The following is a 21476-nucleotide window of genomic DNA, read 5'->3' as shown; positions in this document are numbered from 1 at the left end:
CCGGCATGCGCTCTGCGCGTTCCAAGCGCGGCAGAGTGCCTGACGAATGCTCGATCTGGCGAAACGGGTCTACGATCACAGTTTCCGCATCGACCCGATCGTGCGGTCGCTCCTCGACACCGATTTCTACAAGCTCCTGATGGCGCAGACGATCCTGCGCCGGCACCCCGACATCCAGACCACCTTCGGCATCACCAACCGCACCCGCCGGATCCGGATCGCCGACGAGGTCGATGCCGGGCTGCTGCGGGAACAGCTCGACCACGCCCGAACGCTGCGCCTCAGTAAGGGCGAGATCACGTGGCTGCGGGGCAACGTGTTCCGCGGCCAGGGACGCATCCTCGGCCCCGAATTCGTCTCCTGGTTCGAGACCTTCCAGCTCCCCGAATACGGGCTCGCCGTCCATGACGGCCAGTACGAGCTGACTTTCCACGGCCCCTGGGTCGAGACCACCATGTGGGAGGTCCCGGCGCTCGCGATCCTGAACGAGCTGCGGGCGCGGGCCGTGCTGCGGGGCCTCGGCAAGCTCGACCTGCAGGTGCTCTACGCCCGCGCCATGACCCGGGTCTGGGAGAAGATCGAGCGGCTGCAGAGGCTTCCGGACCTGTCGGTGGCGGATTTCGGCACGCGTCGGCGCCACGGATTCCTGTGGCAGGACTGGTGCGTCCAGGCCATGGCGGAGGGCCTGGACGGCGCGTTCCTCGGCACCTCCAACTGCCTGATCGCGGCCCGGCAGGAGGTCGAGCCGGTGGGGACGAACGCCCACGAATTGCCGATGGTCTACGCGGCGCTCGCCGAGGACGACGCGGCGCTCGCCGCCGCGCCCTACGCGGTGCTCGCCGACTGGCAGGAGGATTACGGCGGCAACCTGCTGGTGATCCTGCCCGATACCTACGGAACCACCGGATTCCTGGCGAACGCCCCCGACTGGGTCAGCGACTGGACCGGCATCCGCATCGACTCGAAGGACCCGATCGAGGGCGGCGAGGAGGTCATCCGCTTCTGGCAGGATCGCGGGCACGACCCGCGGGAGAAGCTCGCGATCTTCTCGGACGGCCTCGATATCGACGAGATCGAGCGCATCCACGCCCGGTTCCACGGGCGCATGCGCATCGGCTACGGCTGGGGCACGCTGCTCACCAACGATTTCCGCGGGCTCCTGCCGGACGGCAAGCTCGACCCGGTCTCCATCGTCTGCAAGGTCACGCAGGCCGACGGCCGGCCGACCGTGAAGCTCTCCGACAATCCCACCAAAGCGCAGGGCCCGGCCGACGAGGTCGCCCGGTACCGGCGCGTCTTCGGCGTGGGCGCGCAGGAGGCCCTCCCGGTAGTGGTGTGAAGGGGGTTCGTACCGTTTTCGGTTGATCAGATCGGTTCCGCCGTCCTTGCGAGCGGAGCGAAGCAATCCAGATAGCGCCACGCCCCCTGCTGTCCCGCAGCCCTGGGTTGCTTCGCTGCACTCGCAAAGACGGAGCGGGCCGCACCGACCGAAGCGTTCAACCGGAAACGGTATCAGACCCGCCGCGGTGAAACACGGAGGCCGCCGCCCCAGGGATGAATTCATTATCATGTCCGGCAATCGGGGCGCCTCGGGCGGCCCTGTCCGGGAGAACGCCATGTCGATGAATCGCCGCTCGCTCATCGGGGCCGCGGGCCTCGCCCTGACGGCGCCCGCCCTGCAGGGCGCGCAGGCGGCCGAGGCCGCGAAGCCGGCCGCGAAGGCAGCGCCGCCGCACGTCACGAAGATCCTCGCGCAGTGGATCCTGGGATCCTCCTACGACACCCTGCCGGAGCCCGTCCGCCGCGAGGGCGTGCGCAGCTTCCTCAACTGGGTCGGGGTGGCCATCGGCGGCTCGCACCACGAGACCGTCGACGTGGCGGTCTCGGCGCTGCAGCCCTTCTCCGGGCCGCCGCAGGCCGGGCTGTTCGGACGGACCGAGCGGTTCGACATCATGAACGCCGCCTTCCTCAACGGCGTGTCGAGCCACATCTTCGACTTCGACGACACCCACCTGAAGACGATCATCCACCCGGCCGGCCCGGTTGCCTCGGCGATCCTGGCCTACGCGGCGATGAAACCGGTCTCCGGCAAGGACTTCCTCGAAGCCCTGGTGGTCGGGATCGAGGCCGAATGCCGGATCGGCAACGCGGTCTACCCGAACCACTACGATGCCGGGTGGCACATCACCGGCACCGCGGGCGTGTTCGGATCGGCCGCCGCCGCCGGCAAGCTGATGGGCCTCACCGAGCAGCAGATGGTCTACGCCCTCGGGCTCGCCGCCTCGCAGCCGGTGGGCCTGCGCGAGTCGTTCGGCTCGATGAACAAGAGCTTCAACCCGGGCCGGGCCGCGTCCAACGGCCTGTTCGCCGCGATCCTGGCGGCCAAGGGCTTCACCTCGTCGGACGGCATGATCGAGGCCAAGCGCGGCTGGGCCAACACGATCTCCACCAAGCAGGACTGGTCGCAGATCACCGACGGCCTCGGCACCCGCTACGAGGCGCAGCTCAACACCTACAAGCCCTTCGCCTGCGGGATCGTCATGCACCCGACGATCGACGCGGCGATCCAGATCCGCGACCAGGACCACGTCAGGCCGGAGGACATCCAGCGCGTCGACCTGAAGGTCCACCCGCTCGTCCTGGAGCTGACCGGCAAGACCGCGCCGAAGACCGGCCTGGAGGGCAAGTTCAGCATCTACCACGCCGCCGCGGTGGCCTTCGTGGAGGGCGCGGGCGGCGAGAAGCAGTTCAGCGACCGGTCGGTGAACGATCCGCGGGTGGTGGCCCTGCGCCAGAAGGTGGTCCCGGTGATCACCCCCGGCGTCGATCCCGCGCAGGTCGACATGACCGTGACGCTGAACGACGGGCGGACCTTCCACCGGCATATCGAGCACGCCATCGGAAGCGTCGAGAAGCCGATGTCGGACGCGCAGCTGGAGGCGAAATTCACCGACCTCGCCGCCGGCATCCTGCCGGACGCGCAGGCCAGGAAGGTGATGCAGCTGTGCTGGTCTCTGCCCGAGCTGAAGGATGCGGGCGACGTGGCGCGGGCCGGCGTCGCGGGCGCCTAACATGAACGCGAAACCCTCGGGATCGATTTCGCGTCCTGTGCCGTTCCCCGTCCGCGAGGCTTCCGCCGCTCCCGGCGGCCGCCCGCGCGTGGCGTTCGGGACGTGGATCACGGTATGGGCACGAGAACCCCGGTCGGGGTCGAACCGGCAGTGCGGCCCGGGACTCCCCTGATCCCGCCGCGGCCGACCCGCGTCGCCGCGGCCGAGACGCCGCGGGCCGCCATGGCGTCGCCGGTCGTGGTCGGCGCCACCATCATCGCCGCCCTGTATTTCGGCCGCGAGATCTTCATCCCGATCGCGATCGCGCTGCTGCTGTCGTTCGTGCTGACGCCGCTGGTGAACCGCCTGCGGCGGCTGCGGCTGCCGCGGCTGGTGGCGGTGGGCGTCAGCGTGCTCCTGACCGTGGGCATCGTGGCCTCCCTGGCGACGCTGATCGGCATCCAGGCGGCCGATCTCGCGGGGGACGTCCCGCGTTACCGGGCCACGATCGAGCGCAAGATCAACGGCCTGCGCGACTCGCCCGTGGGCCACGTCACGGAATACGTCGCCAATATCGGCCGGGCGCTGCACGGCGGCGCCAAGGAGGCCGGGAGCCCGGAGGCGCAGCCGGCCGCGCCACCGCCGTCAACGTCGCCGGCATCGCCGCCGTCGACGCCCTCGGCGGCTCCCGAGCCGGCCCAGGCCGCGCCCAAGCCCGTCCTCGTCGAGGTCGCCACGACCCCGCCGGGCTCCCTGGAGATGCTCTCGACCGTGCTCACGCCGGTGATGCATCCCCTGGCCACGGTCGGCATCGTCTTCGTGGTGCTGCTGTTCGTGCTGATGCAGCGCGAGGACCTGCGCGACCGCATGATCCGGCTGGCCGGATCGAGCGACCTGCACCGGACCACCGTGGCCATCGACGACGCGGCCAAGCGCCTGAGCCGCTACTTCGTGGTCCAGCTCGCCCTCAACGCCGCCTTCGGCGTGGTCATCGGCATCGGCCTCTACCTTATCGGCGTGCCGAACCCGGTGCTCTGGGCGATCTTCGCGGCCCTGATGCGCTTCGTGCCGTATCTCGGGGCGGTCCTGTCGGCGATCCTCCCGATGGCGCTCGCCGCGGCGGTCGATCCCGGCTGGAACATGATGATCGCCGTGGCGATCCTGTTCGTCGTCCTGGAGCCGCTGACCGGCCAGGTCTTCGAGCCGATCTTCTACGGGCAATCCACCGGGCTCTCGCCCTTCGCGGTCCTGGTCTCGGCCCTGTTCTGGACGTGGCTGTGGGGGCCGGTCGGCCTGCTGCTCTCGACGCCCCTGACCGTCTGCCTCGTGGTGCTCGGACGCTACGTCGAGCACCTGGAGTTCCTGGACGTGCTGTTCGGCGACCGGCCGGCGCTGACGCCCGTCCAGAACTTCTACCAGCGCATCCTGGCGGGCGATTCCGAGGAGGTGCTGGGCCATGCCGAGCTGATCCTGCAGCAATGCTCGCTCTCGTCCTACTACGACGACGTCGTGCTCAAGGCGCTGGAACTCGCGGCCCGCGACGCGGCCCGCGGGGTGCTGACCGCGCAGCAGAAGGGCGCGATGCGCGCCGCGCTCACCGAGCTGATCGCCGACCTCTCCGACCGGAGCGACGCCGTCGCGGGGGCGACGGGCGACGGCGAGGAGAGCGCCTGCAGCCCGCTCCCGATGGGGCCGCCCGCGGAGGCGCTGCCCGCCGCCTGGACGCGCGAGGGCGCGGTGCTGTGCGTGGCGGGGCGCGGCTTCCTGGACGAGGCCGCGGCCGCGATCCTCGCGCAGATCCTGGAGAAGCGCGGCCTCGGCGTCCGCACGGTCCCGTTCGCCGAGACGGCCTCCGTGCGGATCGGCCGGTTCGAGACCGGGCCGGCGCGGATCGCCTGCGTGGTCTCCCTGGCGCTCGACGGCGAGCCGACGCACCTGCGCCGCCTGATCCGCCGGCTGCGCGGCCGGGTCCCGGGCGTTCCGGTCCTGCTCGGCCTGTGGCTCGCCCAGGACAGCGGGGCGAACCGCCTCGCCGGCGGGCCGGGGGGCGCCGAGGCCGACGCGCAGGTCGGATCGCTGCGCGAGGCCGTCGAGGCTATCCTGGCGGCCGCGCAGGAGGACGCGACCTGCGCGACCGCGACGGACGCATCGACGGACGCATCGGAGGGCACGTCGGACGCCCGCGGCCAGGCGGCGCGTCTGCCCGCGCCGGCCGGGGCGTGAGTCGCGGATGCGCGGGGGCGGGGGCTTGACGGGCAGGGGCGCGCGCCGGTTTCGTCGGGACGGGCCGTTTGGCCGGGCGGCCTTCGGGCGCAACAGGGGACGGAACGGATGAGCGTCGTCGAACTCGGCCGGTTCATGGACGACCTCGCGGACGCGTCCGGGAAGGCGATCCTGCCGTTCTTCCGCGCCCAGTTCGGCCTGGACGACAAGGCCCGCGGCGGGGCGCCGTTCGATCCGGTCACCGAGGCCGACCGGGCCGCCGAGGTCGTCCTCCGGGCGATGATCGGCCAGACCTTCCCGGGCCACGGCATCCTCGGCGAGGAATTCGGCGCGGAGCGCACCGACGCCGAGTGCGTCTGGGTCCTCGACCCGATCGACGGCACCCGCGCCTTCATCGGCGGCCTGCCGACCTGGGGAACCCTGATCGGGCTGACCCGCAACGGCGTGCCGGTGCGAGGGATGATGCACCAGCCCTATCTCGCGGAGCGGTTCACCGGGGACGGGCGCAGCGCCAAGCTCCGCGCGCCGGCGGGCGAGCGGACCCTGCGCACCCGCCGCTGCGGTGACCTCGCCCAGGCGATCCTGGCGACCACGGATCCCCGGCTGTTCGCGGCCGGCGACGAGGCCGAGCGATTCCGGGCGCTGGAAGGCCAGGTGCGGATGTCCCGCTACGGCGCGGATTGTTACGCCTACTGCATGCTGGCGGCCGGCCAGATCGACCTCGTGGTCGAGGCCGGGCTGAAGCCCTACGACATCGTCGCGCTGATCCCGATCGTCGAGGGGGCGGGGGGGCGGGTCACCGCCTGGGACGGCGGCTCGGCCGCCGGCGGCGGCCGCGTGATCGCGGCCGGCGACCCGCGGCTGCACGAGGCCGCGCTCAAGGTTCTGAACCCGTGACGCGCGTCCGCATCGAGCCCGTCCGCCGCCGCGAAGGCCCGACCGCGTGCTGCTGAACGCGCTGATCCTGATCACGACCCTGGTGCCGAGCGCCGAGGCCGGCGCGGACGCCCTCGCGCGCGCCCTTCCGCCCCCGGCGACCGTTTCCGCTCAGGCCGGCAGCCCACCCCCGCGCTTCGACCCCGCGACCCGCTCCGTGTCCAACTGGCACGCCCAGACCGGCGCGCAGCTGACGCCGCGGGCGCTGGCGATCACCGCCTCGCTGACCGACGATCCGCCCTACGTCGCCCGCTGCGTGCGGCTCAACAACGGCTGGTGCATCAAGTCCGCCCGCTGGTCCGGCGAGATCGGCGCCGACGGGGAGGGCCACACCGCCTTCGCCACCCTCGACGACGGCGCCGACGCCGCCGCGAGCCTGCTGCGGCGCTACTACCGCGACTACGGCCGTCGCACGGCGCTGGCCATCGTGCGCCGCTGGGCGCCGGCCGAGTGCCGCGTCGGTGCCGCGCCCGCGCGGCCGGGCCGGCCGGCGGCGGCGCCGGTCGTCTCGGCGGCCCTCGCGCCCCGCGGGCTCGGGCGGACCCTGCGGGCGCGCTACCTCGCCGCGCACCGCCCCGGCGGCGCGCCGCGGGGCCGGGCGGCCCTGCGGGTTCAGCCCTGGTCGCCGCTCGCCCGGATGGCCGGCCGCCCGACCCGACGCCCGGCCGCCATCCCGCGGGTGGCGATGCTCCAGCCGGTTCCCGACATCGCCGCGGGCATCTCCGCCTCCACCGGCCGCCCGGCCGGGAGCGTCGCCGACCCGTCGGCGCTGCTCGACCGGAAGCCAAGTCGCGTCCCGAGTGCCGACCGGATGGTCGCAGAATCCGCGCTGCTGCCGGCGATCGCGGCCGGCCTGCCTGTCCTCGACCTACGCCTGCCGGCTCCGCTCTGCACCGGCGACGAGGTCCGGATCCAGGCCTACGCCAACCGCATCAGCGCCAGCGTCGGCCTGAAGCCCGGCGACGACCTCGACCTGTTCGGGCCGGACGGCGCGCCGCGCGCCAATCTGGCGCCCGTGATGCTGGCGATGTCGGCGGTGGAGCTCGGCACGCTGCGCGCCGGCCCGGACCTCGTCGCCGGGGCGATCGCCCGGCTGAAGCCGCCCACGCCGGCCGCCAGCACCGCGCCGCCCTAGGGGCGGCTTCCCGGGCGGCAAGCCTTGCGGTTCCGGCCCGCCCGCGCCACCTCTGCCCGGCCCGTTCCCCTCACCACGAGCCCGCCCGTGCCCCTGATCGACCTTGCCGCGCGCGCCGGCTCGGCCGTCAAAGCCTTCGCCGAAGCCTCGCACGACCTGCTGGTCCAGCCGACCCTGCGGCTGGGCGTGACCGGGCTCGCGCGCTCGGGCAAGACCGTGTTCACCACGGCGCTGATCCACCACCTCGTGGAGACCCACGCGCTGCCGGCCTTCGCGCCCGCCCAGGAGGGTCGCCTGCGCCGCGCCAAGCTGGTGCCCCAGCCCGACGACGACGTGCCGCGCTTCCCCTTCGAGGAGCATTTCGCGACGCTCACCGAGGCGCGGCGCTGGCCGCGCTCCACCGACCGGATCAGCCAGTTCCGCCTGGAGATCGCCTACGAGCGTGCCGCCGGCTGGCGCTCCGGCCCCGCGACCCTGATGCTCGACGTGGTCGACTACCCGGGCGAATGGCTCCTCGACCTCGCGCTGATCGAGACCAGCTACACGGCGTGGTCCCGGGCCACGATCGGCGGCACCCGCCGGCCCGGCCGCGCCGCCGTGGCGGCGCCCTGGCTGGAGGCGCTCAAGGGCTTCGACCCGAACGGCCCCCTCGACGAGGTCGCGGCCGAGCGGGCGAGCGACGCCTTCAAGACCTACCTCGCGGGCCTGCGCGCCGGCCCCGAAGCCGTGGCGACGACGCCCCCGGGCCGGTTCCTGATGCCGGGCGACCTCGCGGGTTCCCCGGCGCTCACCTTCGCGCCCCTCGACCGGCTCACCGAGACGATCGCCCCCGACAGCCTCGCCGGGCTGATGGAGCGGCGCTTCGAGGCCTACAAGGCCAAGGTCGTGACGCCGTTCTTCCGCGACCATTTCCAGCGGGTCGACCGGCAGATCGTGCTGGTGGACGTCCTGTCGGCGGTCGATGCCGGGCCGACCGCCCTGGCGGAGCTGGAGGAGGCGCTGGACGCGGTGCTGCTCAGCCTCAACATCGGCCGCAACACGGTGCTGTCGCGGCTGTTCGCGCCACGGGCCGACCGCGTGCTGTTCGCCGCCACCAAGGCCGACCATCTCCACCAGACGAGCCACGACCGGCTCGACGCGCTGCTGCGGCTGCTCGTGTCGCGGGCCATGCGGCGGACCGAGGCCGCGGGCGCCCGGGTCGGTACGGTGGCGCTCGCCTCGGTGCGCGCCACCCGCGAGACCACCGTCCACGACGGGTCGGAGACGCTGCGGGCGGTGGCCGGCACGCCGGAAGCCGGCGAGGTGGTTGGCGACGAGGTCTTCGACGGCAACAGCGAGGCCGCGATCTTCCCGGGCGAGCTGCCGGCCCGCGCCGAGGCGGTGCTGGAGGGGGCGGTCGAGCCGGGCTCGCTGCGCTTCCCGCGCTTCCGGCCGCCGCTGGTGCGCCCGGACGGGCTCGGCCGCGCGGGGCACCTGCCGCAGATCCGGCTCGACCGGGCGATGCAGTTCCTGATCGGCGACCGGCTGGCGTGACGATGTGTGCGATGCGGAGCCCGCGACCATGACCTCCGGCCAGAAACCCCGCGCCTTCCGGATCAGCCCCGAACCGGTCGGCGAGCCGAGCGTGACCACGACGCCGCTCGGACCGCGGCCGCCGCAGGCCCGGATCGTCGAGGAACCCTTCGAGATCCTCGACGCCGCCGACGGCGTCGCCGTGCCGGTGGCGCCGCGCTCGCGCTCGCCCTGGGGTGCCCTGTTCTTCTCGGCGGTGGGCGGCCTCGTCTCCCTGGGCGTCGGCCTGTCGGTCGAGCGGATGATCAGCGACCTGTTCCAGGCCGCCCCCTGGCTCGGCTGGGTCGCGCTCGCGCTGCTGGGCCTCGCCGCGCTGGCGCTGCTGGCGATCGTGGTGCGGGAACTCGCCGGCCTGCGGCGCGAGCGCAAGATCGAGCGGCTGCGCCAGTCGGCGCTGGACGCCCTCGCCACCCGCGACCACACCGGCGCGCAGGCGGTGGTGCAGGCGCTCTCGACCTTCTACGCGGACCGCGACGCCCTGTCGGCGGGCCGCGCCCGGATCGACGCCGCCGCCGACGCGATCCTCGACGTCGACGACCGGATCGGACTGGCCGAGCACGAACTGCTCGCCGGCCTCGACCGGCAGGCGCGCAACGCCATCGCGACGACGGCCAAGCAGGTCTCGGCGGTGACGGCGCTGAGCCCGCGGGCGATCGTCGACGTGGCCTTCGTGGTGTTCGCGGCGGTGCGTCTGCTGCGCCGGATCGCCGCGATCTACGGCGGCCGGCCGGGCTTCCTGGGCTTCCTGCGACTGGGGCGCGCGGCGCTCGCGCATCTCACGGTCACCGGCGGCATGGCGGTGGGCGAGAGCGTGATGCAGCAGGTTCTGGGGCTCGGGATCGCCGCCCGGGTCTCCGCCAAGCTGGGGGAGGGCGTGCTCAACGGGCTGATGACCGCCCGGTTCGGGCTCGCGGCGCTCAACGTCTGCCGGCCGCTGCCGTTCGTGCGGGAGGCCCCGCCGCGGCTCGCCGACGTTGCCGGCGAGCTGCTGCGCTCGGCCGGGGCCGAGCCGAAATAGGGGCGGGACTACTTGGCGCCCGCGGCGGCGCGGCGGTTGGCGATGCGCGAGAACATGTTGCCGGTGTAGTCGGCGGTCTTCGGCTTCTCGGGCTCGCCGAGCTTGGCCTCGAAGGCCTCGATCCGCTTGAGCAGCGTCACGTCGTTGAACAGCGAGCTGTTGAAGTTGCTCTGGGCCCGGGGGCCGAGGGCGGTCTGCACCGCTTCGAGTCGTTCGAGAAGCTCTTTGCGCGTCACGGTGCTCTCCAGGGGCGGCTTCGGGACGAAGGACCGCCCGTGCCGCCACTGAAGAGGGCGGTGGTAAACAGCGCGTTAATACGACCCGTGCCGGTCCCATCCCGCCGAGCCCCGGGGACGCCGATCGTCCTCGCGCGCCGCAGGGCTCGCAGGCTCAGAGCCCCTTCAGGAACCCGGCGAGCCGCATCAGTCCCTCGGGCCAGGGGCCGTGCCCGCTCGCCACGTTGAGGTGGCCGGATTCGCCCGCGTCGACCGTGAGCGCCCCCCAGGCATGGGCGAAGTCGTCCGCCCGCTCGTAGCGGCAGTACGGGTCGGTACGGCTGGCGACCAGCAGGGCCGGGAAGGGCAGGGGATCGCGCGGCACCGGCGCGAAGGCCCGGACCGCGTCGGGCAGGCCCGGCGCCTCCTCGACGTCCGGGAGCGCCACCAGGAGGGCGCCGCGCACCACCCCCGCGGGGAAGCGCGGCACCGCCTCGACGCACGCCACCACGCCGAGGCTGTGGGCGATCAGGATGACCGGCCGCGTCGCCGCCGCGACCGCCTCGGCGATGCGGCCGCACAACGCCTCCGGGGTCGGTTCGTGCCACTGGTCCTGCTCGACCACGCGCGCGGTAGCGAGGCGGCCCGCCCAGCGGGCCTGCCAATGGTCCTCCTCGGAGCCCCCGAGCCCCGGGACGATGAGGATGTCGCAGTCGGCGGTCTTCATACCGGGATGCCTAGTGCGGACCGACGGACGCGTCGAGACCGTCCCGTCATTCGGCCGCGATCGGCGCCGCTCCCTCGAGGGCCAGGATGTGTCGGGCGATCTGCACGGAGGCGCGGTTCTTCGCCTTGGCCTCGATCTCGAAATCCGCCCAGGCGAGGTGCCGGGCGACGAGGTCGTTCACCGCCCGGTTCCACATCATGTCGGAATGGGCCGCGAGGTCCCGGACCGCGTGGCCGGCCGCGCGCAGGGCCGGGAAGTCGGGCAGGGCGTCCGGATCGCAGGCGGCGGAGACCGCCTCGCGCGACACGCTGATATGGGCCACGGGCCGGACGCCGCGCCAGGATTCCTGCACCCGGGCGATCCGGGCATCGTCCGGCTCGAGATACTCCCCGCCGCTCTCGACCCAGTGGTGGTGCAGGTCGAGCACCACGGGCACGAGGTCGGCGAGCCGCAGCACCGCGTCGAGGCCGAACACGTTCTCGTCGTTCTCGACCGTCACCAGGTCGCGCGCCACCCGGCTCGCCCGGGGCAGGGTCTCGCGGAAGCCCTCGACCCCCGGGTCGCCCGCGCCGACATGGATGTTGATATGGGCGCCGTGCGGATGCCAGCCGCCGCCGTAGCCCATCCGGTCGAAGATCTCGGCGTGGTAGTCGAGCTCGGACAGGCCGTTGGCGATCGCCGCCGGGTTGCGGCTCGCCAGCAGGCAGAACGGTCCCGGGTGGAAGCTCAGGCGCACCCCGAGCCGGCGGGCCAGCGCGCCGGCCTCGGCGAGGCCGCGCTCGACCAGCGCCGCCATCTCGGGCTCGGCGTAGAGCGGCTGCGCGATCGGGTGGGTGTAGCCCGGAAGGACGTTGCTCGCCATGCGCAGGAGACGCTCCAGCGGCGGCCGGGCCCCGACCCAGGCGATCTGGCGGGCGAGGGCGTCGAGGTTGTGGGCGACGAGCCCGGTGAGCTTCACCCGCCGGGCGGCCGGCTCCAGCTTCGTGAGATGGGCCATGGTCACGCTGGTGAGGTTCATGTGCAGCGTGGCCTCCCGCTCCGCCTTGAGGGTGGCATGGGTGCCGGGCGGCTCGTCCAGGACGAACTTGCAGCAGAATCCGAGACGGGGCTGATCGCGCATAACGAGCACAACGCGCGGAGGGCCGCGGCGTCCCCGCGCGACGCGCGGAACGGCCGCGGCACGACGACGTTGGGAGTCCCGAGCGCGGCAGTTCCGCGCACTGGCCCCGATCCATGCCCCCGTCACCGTCGCGTTCGACCGGCCCCTCGGAGGGCGGCTCGATCCTCTGGATCCTGATGCTCGGTTCGGCACTGGTCGCCCTCGCGGCGGCGCCGGCGCGGCGCCGCGTGCCGGCGGCTCTCCCCGCCGACGCGCCGCCGCTCGACCGCGATCCGTCCTGCGACGATCGGGGCCTGCGGAAGGGCGTCGCCGCGGGGGCGCGCTCGATCTCGGGGCGCGCCGCGCAGCTCACCGCCGCGACCCAGCCGGAGCGCGGCCGCGCCGCCGACAGCCCCGTCGAGATGACGCGGTCCGGCTGGAAGGACATCGTCGTCCGGGTCTACCTGGAGTTCAACAAGGACCGGGTCCTGGCGGTCGCCGCCGGGGTGACCTTCTACACGCTGCTGTCGCTGTTCCCCGCCATCGCCGCGCTGGTCTCCTGCTACGGCCTCTTCGCCGACGTGACCGTCATCAACGATCACCTCGCCCAGCTGCACGCGGTCCTGCCGTCCGGCGCGGTCGAGCTCATCGGCGACCAGGTCAAGCGCATCGCCGCCAAGGGCAGCGGCTCCCTCAGCATCACGTTCTTCTCCAGCCTGCTCCTGTCGATCTGGAGCGCCAACGCGGCCATGAAGGCGATGTTCGACGCGCTGAACGTCGTCTACGAGGAGGAGGAGAAGCGGAACTTCTTCTGGCTCAACCTCCGCTCGCTCACTTTCACGGTCGGCGCCCTGCTGTTCATCATCGTCGCGCTCAACGTGATCGTCGTCGTGCCGGTGATGCTGAACTTCCTGGGCCTCGGCTCGACCGCGTGGCTGCTCGCGGCCCTGCGCTGGCCGGCGATCCTGATCGTCCTGCTCGGCGGCCTGTCGGTGCTCTACCGGTTCGGGCCGAGCCGGGAGCACGCCCGCTGGCGCTGGGTCGGGTTCGGCAGCGTCGTCGCGGGCCTGCTCTGGCTCGCCGCCTCGCTCCTGTTCTCCTGGTACGTCGCCAATTTCGGCACCTACAACGAGACCTACGGGTCGCTCGGCGCCGTGATCGGCTTCATGACGTGGATCTGGATCTCCTCGACGATCGTGCTGCTCGGAGGCGAGATCAACGCGGAGCTGGAGCACCAGACCGCCCGCGACACCACCACGGGCGCGCCGCTGCCGATGGGCGCGCGCCGGGCGCGGATGGCCGACACCGTCGGCGCCGCCGCCTGAACGCCGCGTCTCCGATCCCGGAGACGCCCTGCGGCATCCTCCGGGACTGCCGGATAGGGCGCGCGATCCCTATATAGCGTGGCGAGAAGGGAGATCGCCATGGCCGACACGCCGACCACTAGCCCGGAGACCCGCAGCGACGCCGAGTGGCGCTCGGCGCTGACACCGGAGCAGTACCGGGTCCTGCGCGAGCACGGCACGGAGCGGGCCGGCACGAGCTGTCTGCTCGCCGAGAAGCGGGCCGGGACCTTCACCTGCGCCGGCTGCGGTCAGCCGCTGTTCGAGCAGGGCACCAAGTTCGAGTCCGGAACGGGCTGGCCGAGCTTCTTCGAGCCCCTCGACGGCGCCGTCGAGACCACGGTGGACCGCAGCCACTGGATGGTCCGCACCGAAGTGCACTGCGCCCGCTGCAAGGGCCATCTGGGCCACGTCTTCGACGACGGCCCGGCGCCGACCGGCCTGCGCTACTGCATGAACGGCGCGGCGATGAATTTCGAGCCGGCTGAATGAATCGCGGGGGCCGCTAACCTGGGTTCGGAAACGCGGCGCGAAAGCCGGGATATCGGGGACAGGGACCGCCGGGGCCGGATCCTCGGCCGGATCCGGTCTTGATTTCGTCGCGTTTTTGCTTAGCGCTCTATAGTCTCAGGATGTCGCTGTCCGGTGATTGGCGACGGAAGTGGTCAGGCTCTGGCGAATACGGCGTGGCAGTCAGCTTATACGCCGTGCGGGCCGGCTCCACGTGTCCTCTTCCGTGCAGCCCGGCGGCGCTGAGGGCTGTCCGCCGGATCGGCGCGCCGCCGACCAAGCGGGAGGGGTTTTGAGTTCATGAGCACCGTTCGCCGATTTCTGGTCGCACCATCCCTGGTCCGCCTGATCCGCAAGGAGCGGGGTGGCGCCCGCATCACCGAGGGTCACTTCGCGCCCCAGGGCGGCCGGGCCTCCTACGTGCGCGTCGACGGCCAGGTCTGCCAGCTGGTCCTGGTGAACAAGGGGCCGGACGGCGTCCCGGTCGAGGAGCGCACCGACGTCCCGCGAGCCCACGGCGACGCCCTGCTGGACGTGTGCCCCGGCAAGGCCGCCTACGACCGCACCACGCTGAATGCCGGCGGGCGCGAGATTGCCATCGACCGCTACGTCACCCCCGGCAGCCTGGACCTGATCAGCGTCACCTTCGACGATGACGGCGAGGCCGCCGGCTTCCACGCCCCGAGCTGGTTCGGCCGCGAGGTCAGCAGCGAGCCGGCCTTCGAGCGGGCGGCCCTGGCCATCCAGGGCGTGCCGGCGGCCGAGGAGGTGGCGCTGAGCAACGCCGCGCTGGACGCGGTGCTGGACCTGATCGAGCCGCGCTTCGGCTTCGGCCGTTACGGTAGCAGCAGCAGCAGCCGGAGCACCGAGTCCGACGAGGGCGCGATGGGTGCTATGCGCCGGGCCGCGGCTCCCGCGGCGCTGGCCACCGCCGCGCCGGTCGTCGCCGCCCCGCCGCCGGCTCCTGAGCCCGCCGCGGCCGCCCCGCGCCCGCCCGAGCCGGCCCCGGAGCATCACCCCGAGCCCGAGCCGCAGCCGGAGCCCGCGCCGGAAGCGGCCGCGCACGCCGCGCCGGCCGCCGAGACGCCAGCCCCGCAATCCGGCAGCGGCGACGCCCTGCACGGGGATGCCCGCATCGACGACGTCATCGAGAGCCTGTCGCAGGCCCTCGGCGCGGCGATCCACCAGCAGCCTGATCCCGCCGCCGAGAACAAGGACGGGAAGAGCGAGGATCCCGCCTCGATGTTCGAGCGCTGGACCGTCCGCCCCCGCCGGACCCAGCAGCAGACCTGACCCGCGTCGCAACGACGCGAGGCACGGCCGGGCCGCAGCGCAGATCGCGCTGCGGGCCGTCTGTTTTCGCGGGTCCGCGGCTCTCGGATACGAGAGATCTTCGTCCGGGAATGACAGGTTTTTGTCACGGATGGTTCCGGGCGGATAAGCGTGCAGCCGTTGAGGCGCCGGGTGATAGTCGCTAGCGTGCCGGCAAATCGGGAGGGTGCGCGGTCGTCGCACGGGATGGACATGGCACAGGCAATCCAGGCGACGGCTCCCGCCGCAGCGCCCCGCGAGCCCTGGTACAAGGTGCTCTACATCCAGGTGCTGATCGCCATCGCGCTCGGCGTCCTGCTCGGCTGGTACGACCCGGCCACCGGCAAGTCGATGAAGTGGCTCGGCGACGCCTTCATCGGCCTGATCAAGATGATGATCGCGCCGATCATCTTCTGCACGATCGTCCACGGCATCGCGTCGATTGGCGACCTGAAGAAGGTCGGCCGCGTCGGCCTGAAGGCGCTGGTCTACTTCGAGGTGGTGTCCACCATCGCGCTGCTGATCGGCGTCATCGTCGGCGAGGTGATCCGGCCCGGCGCCGGCTTCAACGCCGACCCGTCGAAGCTCGACGCCAGCAAGGTCGCGACCTACGCCAGCAAGGCGGCCGCCGATTCCACCGTCGCCCACATCCTGGCGATCATCCCGAAGAGCTTCCTGGACCCCTTCGCCACCGGCGACCTGCTGCAGGTGCTGCTGATCTCGATCCTCACTGGCGTCGTGGTGACGAATCTCGGCGAGCGCGCGGCCTCGGTGAACCACGCGATCGACACCGCCGGCCAGATCTTCTTCCGGATCATCGGCATCGTCGTGAAGCTCGCCCCCGTCGGTGCCTTCGGTGCCATGGCGTTCACGATCGGCGAGTACGGCATCCAGAAGGTCTACGACCTCGCGTGGCTGGTCGGCACCTTCTACATCACGGCGATCCTGTTCGTGCTCGTGGTGCTCGGGACGATCGCCCGGGTCGCGGGCTTCTCGATCCTGCGCTTCCTCGCCTACATCAAGGACGAGCTGCTGATCGTGGTCGGCACGTCGTCCTCCGAGACGGTGCTGCCGCAGCTCATGACCAAGATGCGCCGCCTCGGCGCCTCGGACTCGGTCGTCGGCCTCGTGGTCCCGACCGGCTACTCGTTCAACCTCGACGGCACCAACATCTACATGACGCTGGCGACGCTGTTCCTGGCGCAGGCCGTGGGCGTGGACCTGTCGATCAGCCAGTACGCGACCATCATCCTGGTGGCGATGCTGACCTCGAAGGGCGCATCGGGCGTCACGGGTGCCGGCTTTATCACCCTGGCGGCGACGCTCTCGGCGATCCCCAACAGCCCGGTGCCGGTCGCCGCCATGACCCTGGTCCTCGGCATCGACAAGTTCATGTCCGAGTGCCGCGCGCTCACCAACCTCGTGGGCAACGGCGTCGCCTGCGTGGTGGTCAGCCGCTGGGAAGGCGAGCTCGACGTCGCCAAGCTCAACGAGGTGATGGCCCACCCGGTCGCCATCGGCACCCACATCGCCGACGAGTCGCCGCAGCCGATGGGCACCGACAGTAAGGTCGCCGCCGCCGAGTGATGGGATCGCCGACGGCGAAGAACGCGGGTCGCCCGCGCCTCGGCATCGATCTCGGCGGCACCAAGATCGCCGGGATCGTGCTCGGCCGGGACGGGTCGACCCTGGCCGAGGCGCGGATGCCCGCCCCGCGGGGCGCCTACCGGGCCACCGTCGAGGCCGTGGCCGACCTCGTCCTGCGTCTCGAGGCCGAGGCCGGCACGCCCTGCAGCGTCGGCATCGGCATGCCCGGGAGCCTGTCCCCGGCGACGGGCCTCGTGCGCAACGCCAACTCGCACTGGCTCAACGGACACCCGTTCGCGGCCGATCTCGGCGCGCGCCTGGAACGCCCGCTCCGGATCGAGAACGACGCCAACTGCCTGGCGGTGTCGGAGGCGATCGACGGCGCCGGCGCCGGGGCCCGCGTGGTCTGGGCGGTGATCCTGGGCACCGGCGTCGGGTCCGGCATCGCCCTCGACGGTCGGGTGCTCACGGGCCGCAACGGCATCGCGGGCGAGTGGGGCCACGGCCCCCTGCCGGCGCCCCGCGACGACGAGCGGCCGGGCGCCGCCTGCTATTGCGGCCGCCGGGGCTGCGTCGAGACCTGGCTGTCCGGTCCCGGGCTGGCCGCCGACCACGCGCGGCGGCACGGCGGCGACCTCACCGCCGAGGCGGTCGTCGCCGAGGCCCGCGCCGGAAGCCCGGCGGCGCGGGAGACGCTCGCCGTCCACCTCGAGCGCCTCGGGCGTGCGGCCGCCCAGGTGGTGAACCTCCTCGACCCGGACGTGATCGTGATCGGCGGCGGCCTGTCGCGCATCCCGGAGCTGATCGCGGGCCTGCCGGCGGCGATCGCCCCCCACGTCTTCTCCGACGCCTTCGACACGCCCGTGCGAGCGAGCCTGCACGGCGACGCGTCGGGCGTGCGCGGCGCGGCGTGGCTTTGGGAGGCGGAGACCGTCTGAGACCCGTCCGCGGCCCGGCCTTGGTCGATCGAACTGCCGAGCTCACAGAGACGTCGGTTGCGGGACCGGAGGGCGCAGGGCAGGACGGCAGCACCGCATCGCCGAAGTCCCGATGATCGTCCGCACCCGGCCCAACCTGCTGACCCTGCTGTTCACCCTGCGCGGCTCGATCGTGCCGCGGGTGGCGCCCAAGCTCGCGGGGATCGTCGCGGTCTCGTGCGCGGTGGTGTGGGCGGAATCGCGGTGGCCCGCGCTGTTCCCGGTCAGCGCGGGGGTGACGCCGTTCACCGTGGTCGGCCTCGCCCTCTCGATCTTCCTGAGCTTTCGCAACAACGCCTGCTACGAGCGCTGGTGGGAGGCCCGGAAGCACTGGGGCAACCTGATCGGCGAGGTGCGCAACCTCGCCCGCGCCCTCCCGGCCCTGCTGCCCGAGCGGGAGGCCGCGCTCCAGCTCCGGCGCCTGTCGGCCTTCGCGCACGGCCTCCACGCCCGGCTGCGCGACCTGGACGAGGCCGCCGCCGTCGACCGGACGAGCCCGGGATCGGACCTGTCCGGCCCGAACCCCACCGACTCGGTCCTGGCCGCCATCACCCGCGATCTCGCCTCGCTGACGCGCGCGGGCCGGCTCAGCGACATCCAGTTCGGCATCCTCGAGGCCCGGATCGAGGCGCTGTCGGGCGTGCACACCGCCTGCGAGCGGCTCGCCAACACGCCGCTGCCCTTCGCCTACACGTTGCTCGTGTACCGGACCGCGTGGCTCTACTGCCTGCTCCTCCCGGTGGGCCTCACCGGCGCCCTGGGCTGGGCGACTCCGATCGTGGTGGCGCTCGTGGCCTACACGTTCTTCGGACTCGACGCCCTCGGGGACGAGCTCGAGGAGCCGTTCGGCACCGAGCCCAACGACCTGCCCCTCGACGCCATGGTCCGCGCCGTGGACCGCATCGTCCACCACGCCCTCGGCGAGCCGATGCCCCAGGCGCTGGCGCCCGACGGGTACTGGCTGCGCTAGCGCCTACCCGTTCCAGGCGCGCAGCACCGGCTCGGTGCGGTCGTGCTCGTAGCCGAGCACCGAGACGCTCGCGGTGCCGAGGACGAGGAGCGCGCCGCACCGCGGCTCCAGGCCGATCCAGCGCGCTGCGAGCACGCGCAGAAGGTGTGCGCTGGAGAACACGATGAGGTCGGCGTCGCGGGCGCGGGCCCGGGCGATGACCCGATCCGCGCGGGCACCGACATCCGCCGCCGTCTCGCCGCCGGGGCAGCCGTCGCGGAACAGCCGCCAGTCCGGCCGCTCGGCCAGGATCGCCTTCGTGGTCCGGCCCTCGTAGGCGCCGTAATCCCATTCCGCGAGATCCGGATCGATCGCGCGGCGGTCGCCGAAGCCCGCCAGCGCGCAGGTCGTGGCCGCCCGGCCCGACGGGCTCGACCACACCTCCGCGTAGGCGCGGCGCGCCAGGCGCGGTGCGAGGGCGCGCGCCGCGTCCTCACCCTCCGGCGTCAGGGGGATGTCGCTGCGCCCGGTATGCTGACCGGACCGGCTCCAGGCGGTCTCGCCGTGGCGGACCAGCGTGATCTGCGGGAACGGGCTCTCGGCCATGCGTGCCTCCCCGGGCACGCGGTCCGCGGCCCTGTCATCGATCCAGTCATCGATCCAGTCATCGACCCTGCCATCAACGCCGCCGCCGCGCTTCGGTCTCATCGGTTCGGCAATGCCGTCGGGAGCCGTCACGCGCCGACGTGGACCCGATCAAGATCGTGCTTGCGCCCGCGGGAAAACGGACATAAACATATCTTTATGTCTATCGAACGCAGGCAAGAAGCGGGGTCGATCCCCTTTCCGGAAGCTCTGGGCGTCCTGCGTGCCGCCGCGGAGGAGACGCGCCTGCGCATCCTGGCGCTGCTCGTCGAGGGGGAACTGTCGGTGTCCGACCTCACCGACATCCTGGGTCAGTCGCAGCCGCGGATCTCTCGCCACCTCAAGCTCTTGGTGGAGGCCGGGCTGGTCGAGCGCCACCGCGAGGGGGCCTGGGCGTTCTTCCGGCTGTCCGACGCCCGCGCCGGCCTGGCGGACCCGCTCCTGTCCGGTCTCGACCGGACCGCGCCGCCCCTGTCGGAGGACCGCGCGCGCCTCGACGCCGTCCGGGCGCAGCGGGCGGATGCCGCCACGACCTTCTTCGCCCGGCTGGCCCCCAAATGGGACGAGCTGCGCTCCCTGCACGTGCCCGAGGCGATCGTGGAGGCCGCGGTGCTCGACGCCCTGGGCGACCGCCCGATCGGCAGCCTGATCGATCTCGGCACCGGCACCGGCCGGATGCTCGGCCTGCTGGCGCCCCGGGCCGGCCGCGCCACCGGGCTCGATTCGAGCCACGCCATGCTGTCCGTCGCCCGGGCCAACCTGGAGCGCCAGGGCTTGGCAAGGGTGGACCTGCGGCAGGGCGACATCCACGCGCCGCCCTTCGCGCGGGCGAGCTTCGACCTCGTCGTGGTCCATCAGGTGCTGCACTATCTCGACGACCCGGCCCGGGCGCTCCGCGGGGCCGCGCGGCTCGTGGCGCCGGGCGGCCGCCTGCTGGTGGTGGACTTCGCGCCGCACGAGCTGGAATTCCTCCGCACCGGGCAGGCCCACCGGCGCCTCGGCTTCTCCGCCGAGCAGGTCTCCGGCTGGCTCGCCGAAGCCGGCCTCGCGACGGTCGCCACCCGCGATCTGACGCCGCGCGAGTCGGGCCAGCTCACCGTCACCCTCTGGCTGGCCCAGGACGGGCTGGCTCAGGACGGGTTGGCCGACACCGACACAGAACAGCCTCAGCGCGCCGTCGCCTGAGACACTGACCTCCGCAGACTTCGTCTGAACCGACCGACATAGAGGACGAGACCCCGATGCGCCGCTCCACACACCGCGCCAGCCGCGACGGCTACCACCCGATCCGCGTCTCGATCGAGTTCTTCCCCCCGAAGACCGACGAGATGGAGAAGATCCTCTGGAACTCCATCGAGCGCCTCGCGCCGCTGCAGCCGAGCTTCGTCTCGGTGACCTACGGCGCCGGCGGCTCCACCCGCGAGCGCACCCACAACACGGTCGCCCGCATGGTCCGCGAGACCGGCCTCAAGCCCGCCGCCCACCTCACCTGCGTGGACGCCTCTCGCGACGAGATCGACGCGGTGGTCCAGTCCTACTGGGACGCGGGCGTGCGCCACATCGTGGCGCTGCGCGGCGACCCGGCCGAGGGTGTCGGCCACGCCTACCGGCCGCACCCGGAGGGCTACGCCTCGACCGCAGAGCTGGTGAAGGGGATCAAGCGGATCGGCGACTTCAAGGTCTCGGTCTCGGCCTATCCTGAGAAGCACCCCGAGGCGGCCTCCCTCGACGCCGACATCGACGCCCTGAAGGCCAAGGTCGATGCCGGGGCCGACCAGGCGATTACCCAGTTCTTCTTCGAGAACGAGATCTACCTGCGCTACCTGGACAAGGTCCGGGCCGCCGGGATCACGATCCCGATCATCCCGGGCATCCTGCCGGTGCAGAACTTCAAGCAGGCGGCGAACTTCGCCCGCCGCACCGGCGCCTCGGTGCCCTACTGGCTGGCCGCCCGGTTCGAGGGGCTGGAGGACGACGTCGAGACCCGCCGGCTCGTGGCCGGCGCGGTGGCGGCCGAGCAGGTGCTCGACCTCGTGGACGAGGGCGTCAACGACTTCCACTTCTACTCGATGAACCGCTCCGACTTGGTCTACGCGATCTGCCACCTGCTCGGCCTGCGCGCCCAGGCGCCGAAGCTGGCGGCCGCGAAGGCCGCGGCTTAAATTCTCGGGGCCGCGGT

General features: G+C 72.5%; 19 protein-coding genes. 15 read left to right on the top strand and 4 right to left on the bottom strand.

Annotated elements, in window-relative coordinates:
- Positions 1 to 46: 46 nt before the first annotated feature.
- From H288_RS0125365 to H288_RS0125335, 7 genes are all read left to right on the top strand, one after another.
- Positions 47 to 1339: a nicotinate phosphoribosyltransferase gene (locus H288_RS0125365; protein WP_020095384.1), complete on the top strand. Its 1293-nt coding sequence runs from the start codon at positions 47 to 49 to the stop codon at positions 1337 to 1339.
- Positions 1340 to 1616: 277 nt separating this feature from the next.
- The gene (locus tag H288_RS0125360) at positions 1617 to 3071 is read left to right on the top strand and encodes an MmgE/PrpD family protein (protein WP_020095383.1); all 1455 of its coding nucleotides are present in this window, start codon (positions 1617 to 1619) and stop codon (positions 3069 to 3071) included.
- A gap of 114 nt (positions 3072 to 3185) precedes the next feature.
- On the top strand, positions 3186 to 5273 hold the full coding sequence (locus H288_RS0125355) for an AI-2E family transporter (RefSeq protein ID WP_020095382.1): 2088 nt from the start codon (positions 3186 to 3188) through the stop codon (positions 5271 to 5273).
- 108 nt (positions 5274 to 5381) lie between these two features.
- A complete protein-coding gene (gene hisN / locus H288_RS0125350) occupies positions 5382 to 6170 on the top strand; it encodes a histidinol-phosphatase (RefSeq protein WP_012319114.1) in 789 nt (262 codons plus the stop codon).
- Between the two features lie 46 nt (positions 6171 to 6216).
- Positions 6217 to 7344 (top strand): hypothetical protein, encoded by a 1128-nt coding sequence (locus H288_RS0125345; RefSeq protein ID WP_020095381.1) that lies wholly within the window; start codon positions 6217 to 6219, stop codon positions 7342 to 7344.
- Positions 7345 to 7431: 87 nt separating this feature from the next.
- The gene (locus H288_RS0125340) at positions 7432 to 8877 is read left to right on the top strand and encodes a YcjX family protein (RefSeq protein WP_020095380.1); all 1446 of its coding nucleotides are present in this window, start codon (positions 7432 to 7434) and stop codon (positions 8875 to 8877) included.
- A 28-nt stretch (positions 8878 to 8905) separates the two neighbouring features.
- Positions 8906 to 9934: a TIGR01620 family protein gene (locus H288_RS0125335; RefSeq protein WP_020095379.1), complete on the top strand. Its 1029-nt coding sequence runs from the start codon at positions 8906 to 8908 to the stop codon at positions 9932 to 9934.
- Positions 9935 to 9942: 8 nt separating this feature from the next.
- On the opposite strand, the gene H288_RS0125330 is transcribed toward H288_RS0125335, so the two are convergent.
- The 3 genes from H288_RS0125330 to H288_RS0125320 all read right to left on the bottom strand — a co-directional run bounded on the left by H288_RS0125330 (position 9943) and on the right by H288_RS0125320 (position 11996).
- Complete coding sequence (locus H288_RS0125330) at positions 9943 to 10170, bottom strand: hypothetical protein (protein ID WP_012319110.1); 228 nt, start codon at positions 10168 to 10170, stop codon at positions 9943 to 9945.
- Positions 10171 to 10324: 154 nt separating this feature from the next.
- Entirely contained in the window at positions 10325 to 10876 is a 552-nt protein-coding gene (locus H288_RS0125325; protein WP_020095378.1) for an alpha/beta hydrolase, read from the bottom strand.
- Between the two features lie 46 nt (positions 10877 to 10922).
- Positions 10923 to 11996 carry a UV damage repair endonuclease gene (locus tag H288_RS0125320; RefSeq protein WP_020095377.1) on the bottom strand — a complete coding sequence of 358 codons (1074 nt, stop codon included), beginning with the start codon at positions 11994 to 11996 and terminating at the stop codon, positions 10923 to 10925.
- 113 nt (positions 11997 to 12109) lie between these two features.
- Here H288_RS0125320 and H288_RS0125315 point away from each other — a divergent pair, with 113 nt between their 5' ends.
- The 6 genes from H288_RS0125315 to H288_RS0125290 all read left to right on the top strand — a co-directional run bounded on the left by H288_RS0125315 (position 12110) and on the right by H288_RS0125290 (position 18673).
- Positions 12110 to 13300, top strand: a complete 1191-nt coding sequence (locus H288_RS0125315; RefSeq protein WP_020095376.1) for a YihY/virulence factor BrkB family protein — start codon at positions 12110 to 12112, stop codon at positions 13298 to 13300.
- A 99-nt stretch (positions 13301 to 13399) separates the two neighbouring features.
- Complete coding sequence (gene msrB / locus H288_RS0125310; protein ID WP_020095375.1) at positions 13400 to 13810, top strand: peptide-methionine (R)-S-oxide reductase MsrB; 411 nt, start codon at positions 13400 to 13402, stop codon at positions 13808 to 13810.
- Between the two features lie 318 nt (positions 13811 to 14128).
- Entirely contained in the window at positions 14129 to 15121 is a 993-nt protein-coding gene (locus H288_RS0125305; protein WP_020095374.1) for a hypothetical protein, read from the top strand.
- 231 nt (positions 15122 to 15352) lie between these two features.
- Positions 15353 to 16726: a dicarboxylate/amino acid:cation symporter gene (locus H288_RS0125300; protein WP_026605282.1), complete on the top strand. Its 1374-nt coding sequence runs from the start codon at positions 15353 to 15355 to the stop codon at positions 16724 to 16726.
- Positions 16726 to 17664: an ROK family protein gene (locus H288_RS0125295; RefSeq protein WP_020095372.1), complete on the top strand. Its 939-nt coding sequence runs from the start codon at positions 16726 to 16728 to the stop codon at positions 17662 to 17664. The genes H288_RS0125300 and H288_RS0125295 overlap by 1 nt, the downstream gene beginning before the upstream one ends.
- Before the next feature lie 112 nt (positions 17665 to 17776).
- The gene (locus H288_RS0125290; protein ID WP_020095371.1) at positions 17777 to 18673 is read left to right on the top strand and encodes a bestrophin family protein; all 897 of its coding nucleotides are present in this window, start codon (positions 17777 to 17779) and stop codon (positions 18671 to 18673) included.
- Positions 18674 to 18676: 3 nt separating this feature from the next.
- Here the strand turns inward: H288_RS0125290 and H288_RS0125285 are convergent, their stop codons facing one another.
- Positions 18677 to 19258, bottom strand: coding sequence for a histidine phosphatase family protein (locus H288_RS0125285; RefSeq protein ID WP_020095370.1), 582 nt, complete (start codon positions 19256 to 19258; stop codon positions 18677 to 18679).
- Between the two features lie 198 nt (positions 19259 to 19456).
- Here H288_RS0125285 and H288_RS0125280 point away from each other — a divergent pair, with 198 nt between their 5' ends.
- Complete coding sequence (locus H288_RS0125280; RefSeq protein ID WP_020095369.1) at positions 19457 to 20482, top strand: metalloregulator ArsR/SmtB family transcription factor; 1026 nt, start codon at positions 19457 to 19459, stop codon at positions 20480 to 20482.
- A gap of 56 nt (positions 20483 to 20538) precedes the next feature.
- On the top strand, positions 20539 to 21459 hold the full coding sequence (gene metF, locus H288_RS0125275) for a methylenetetrahydrofolate reductase [NAD(P)H] (protein ID WP_020095368.1): 921 nt from the start codon (positions 20539 to 20541) through the stop codon (positions 21457 to 21459).
- The last annotated feature ends 17 nt before the right edge of the window (positions 21460 to 21476 follow it).

Source organism: Methylobacterium sp. 285MFTsu5.1 (assembly GCF_000383455.1).
GTDB lineage: Bacteria > Pseudomonadota > Alphaproteobacteria > Rhizobiales > Beijerinckiaceae > Methylobacterium.
This window is presented reverse-complemented; position numbering and strand designations above follow the sequence as displayed.

What these genes read in the sequence shown, in the direction of transcription:
- H288_RS0125280 (WP_020095369.1), top strand. Translation starts at nt 19,457, where the DNA reads ATGTCTATCGAACGCAGGCAAGAAGCGGGGTCGATCCCCTTTCCGGAA.
- H288_RS0125335 (WP_020095379.1), top strand. Translation starts at nt 8,906, where the DNA reads ATGACCTCCGGCCAGAAACCCCGCGCCTTCCGGATCAGCCCCGAACCG.
- H288_RS0125355 (WP_020095382.1), top strand. Translation starts at nt 3,186, where the DNA reads ATGGGCACGAGAACCCCGGTCGGGGTCGAACCGGCAGTGCGGCCCGGG.
- H288_RS0125305 (WP_020095374.1), top strand. Translation starts at nt 14,129, where the DNA reads ATGAGCACCGTTCGCCGATTTCTGGTCGCACCATCCCTGGTCCGCCTG.
- hisN (WP_012319114.1), top strand. Translation starts at nt 5,382, where the DNA reads ATGAGCGTCGTCGAACTCGGCCGGTTCATGGACGACCTCGCGGACGCG.
- H288_RS0125290 (WP_020095371.1), top strand. Translation starts at nt 17,777, where the DNA reads ATGATCGTCCGCACCCGGCCCAACCTGCTGACCCTGCTGTTCACCCTG.
- H288_RS0125295 (WP_020095372.1), top strand. Translation starts at nt 16,726, where the DNA reads ATGGGATCGCCGACGGCGAAGAACGCGGGTCGCCCGCGCCTCGGCATC.
- H288_RS0125360 (WP_020095383.1), top strand. Translation starts at nt 1,617, where the DNA reads ATGTCGATGAATCGCCGCTCGCTCATCGGGGCCGCGGGCCTCGCCCTG.
- H288_RS0125300 (WP_026605282.1), top strand. Translation starts at nt 15,353, where the DNA reads ATGGCACAGGCAATCCAGGCGACGGCTCCCGCCGCAGCGCCCCGCGAG.
- H288_RS0125325 (WP_020095378.1), bottom strand. Translation starts at nt 10,876, where the DNA reads ATGAAGACCGCCGACTGCGACATCCTCATCGTCCCGGGGCTCGGGGGC.
- msrB (WP_020095375.1), top strand. Translation starts at nt 13,400, where the DNA reads ATGGCCGACACGCCGACCACTAGCCCGGAGACCCGCAGCGACGCCGAG.
- H288_RS0125365 (WP_020095384.1), top strand. Translation starts at nt 47, where the DNA reads ATGCTCGATCTGGCGAAACGGGTCTACGATCACAGTTTCCGCATCGAC.
- H288_RS0125285 (WP_020095370.1), bottom strand. Translation starts at nt 19,258, where the DNA reads ATGGCCGAGAGCCCGTTCCCGCAGATCACGCTGGTCCGCCACGGCGAG.
- H288_RS0125315 (WP_020095376.1), top strand. Translation starts at nt 12,110, where the DNA reads ATGCCCCCGTCACCGTCGCGTTCGACCGGCCCCTCGGAGGGCGGCTCG.
- metF (WP_020095368.1), top strand. Translation starts at nt 20,539, where the DNA reads ATGCGCCGCTCCACACACCGCGCCAGCCGCGACGGCTACCACCCGATC.
- H288_RS0125320 (WP_020095377.1), bottom strand. Translation starts at nt 11,996, where the DNA reads ATGCGCGATCAGCCCCGTCTCGGATTCTGCTGCAAGTTCGTCCTGGAC.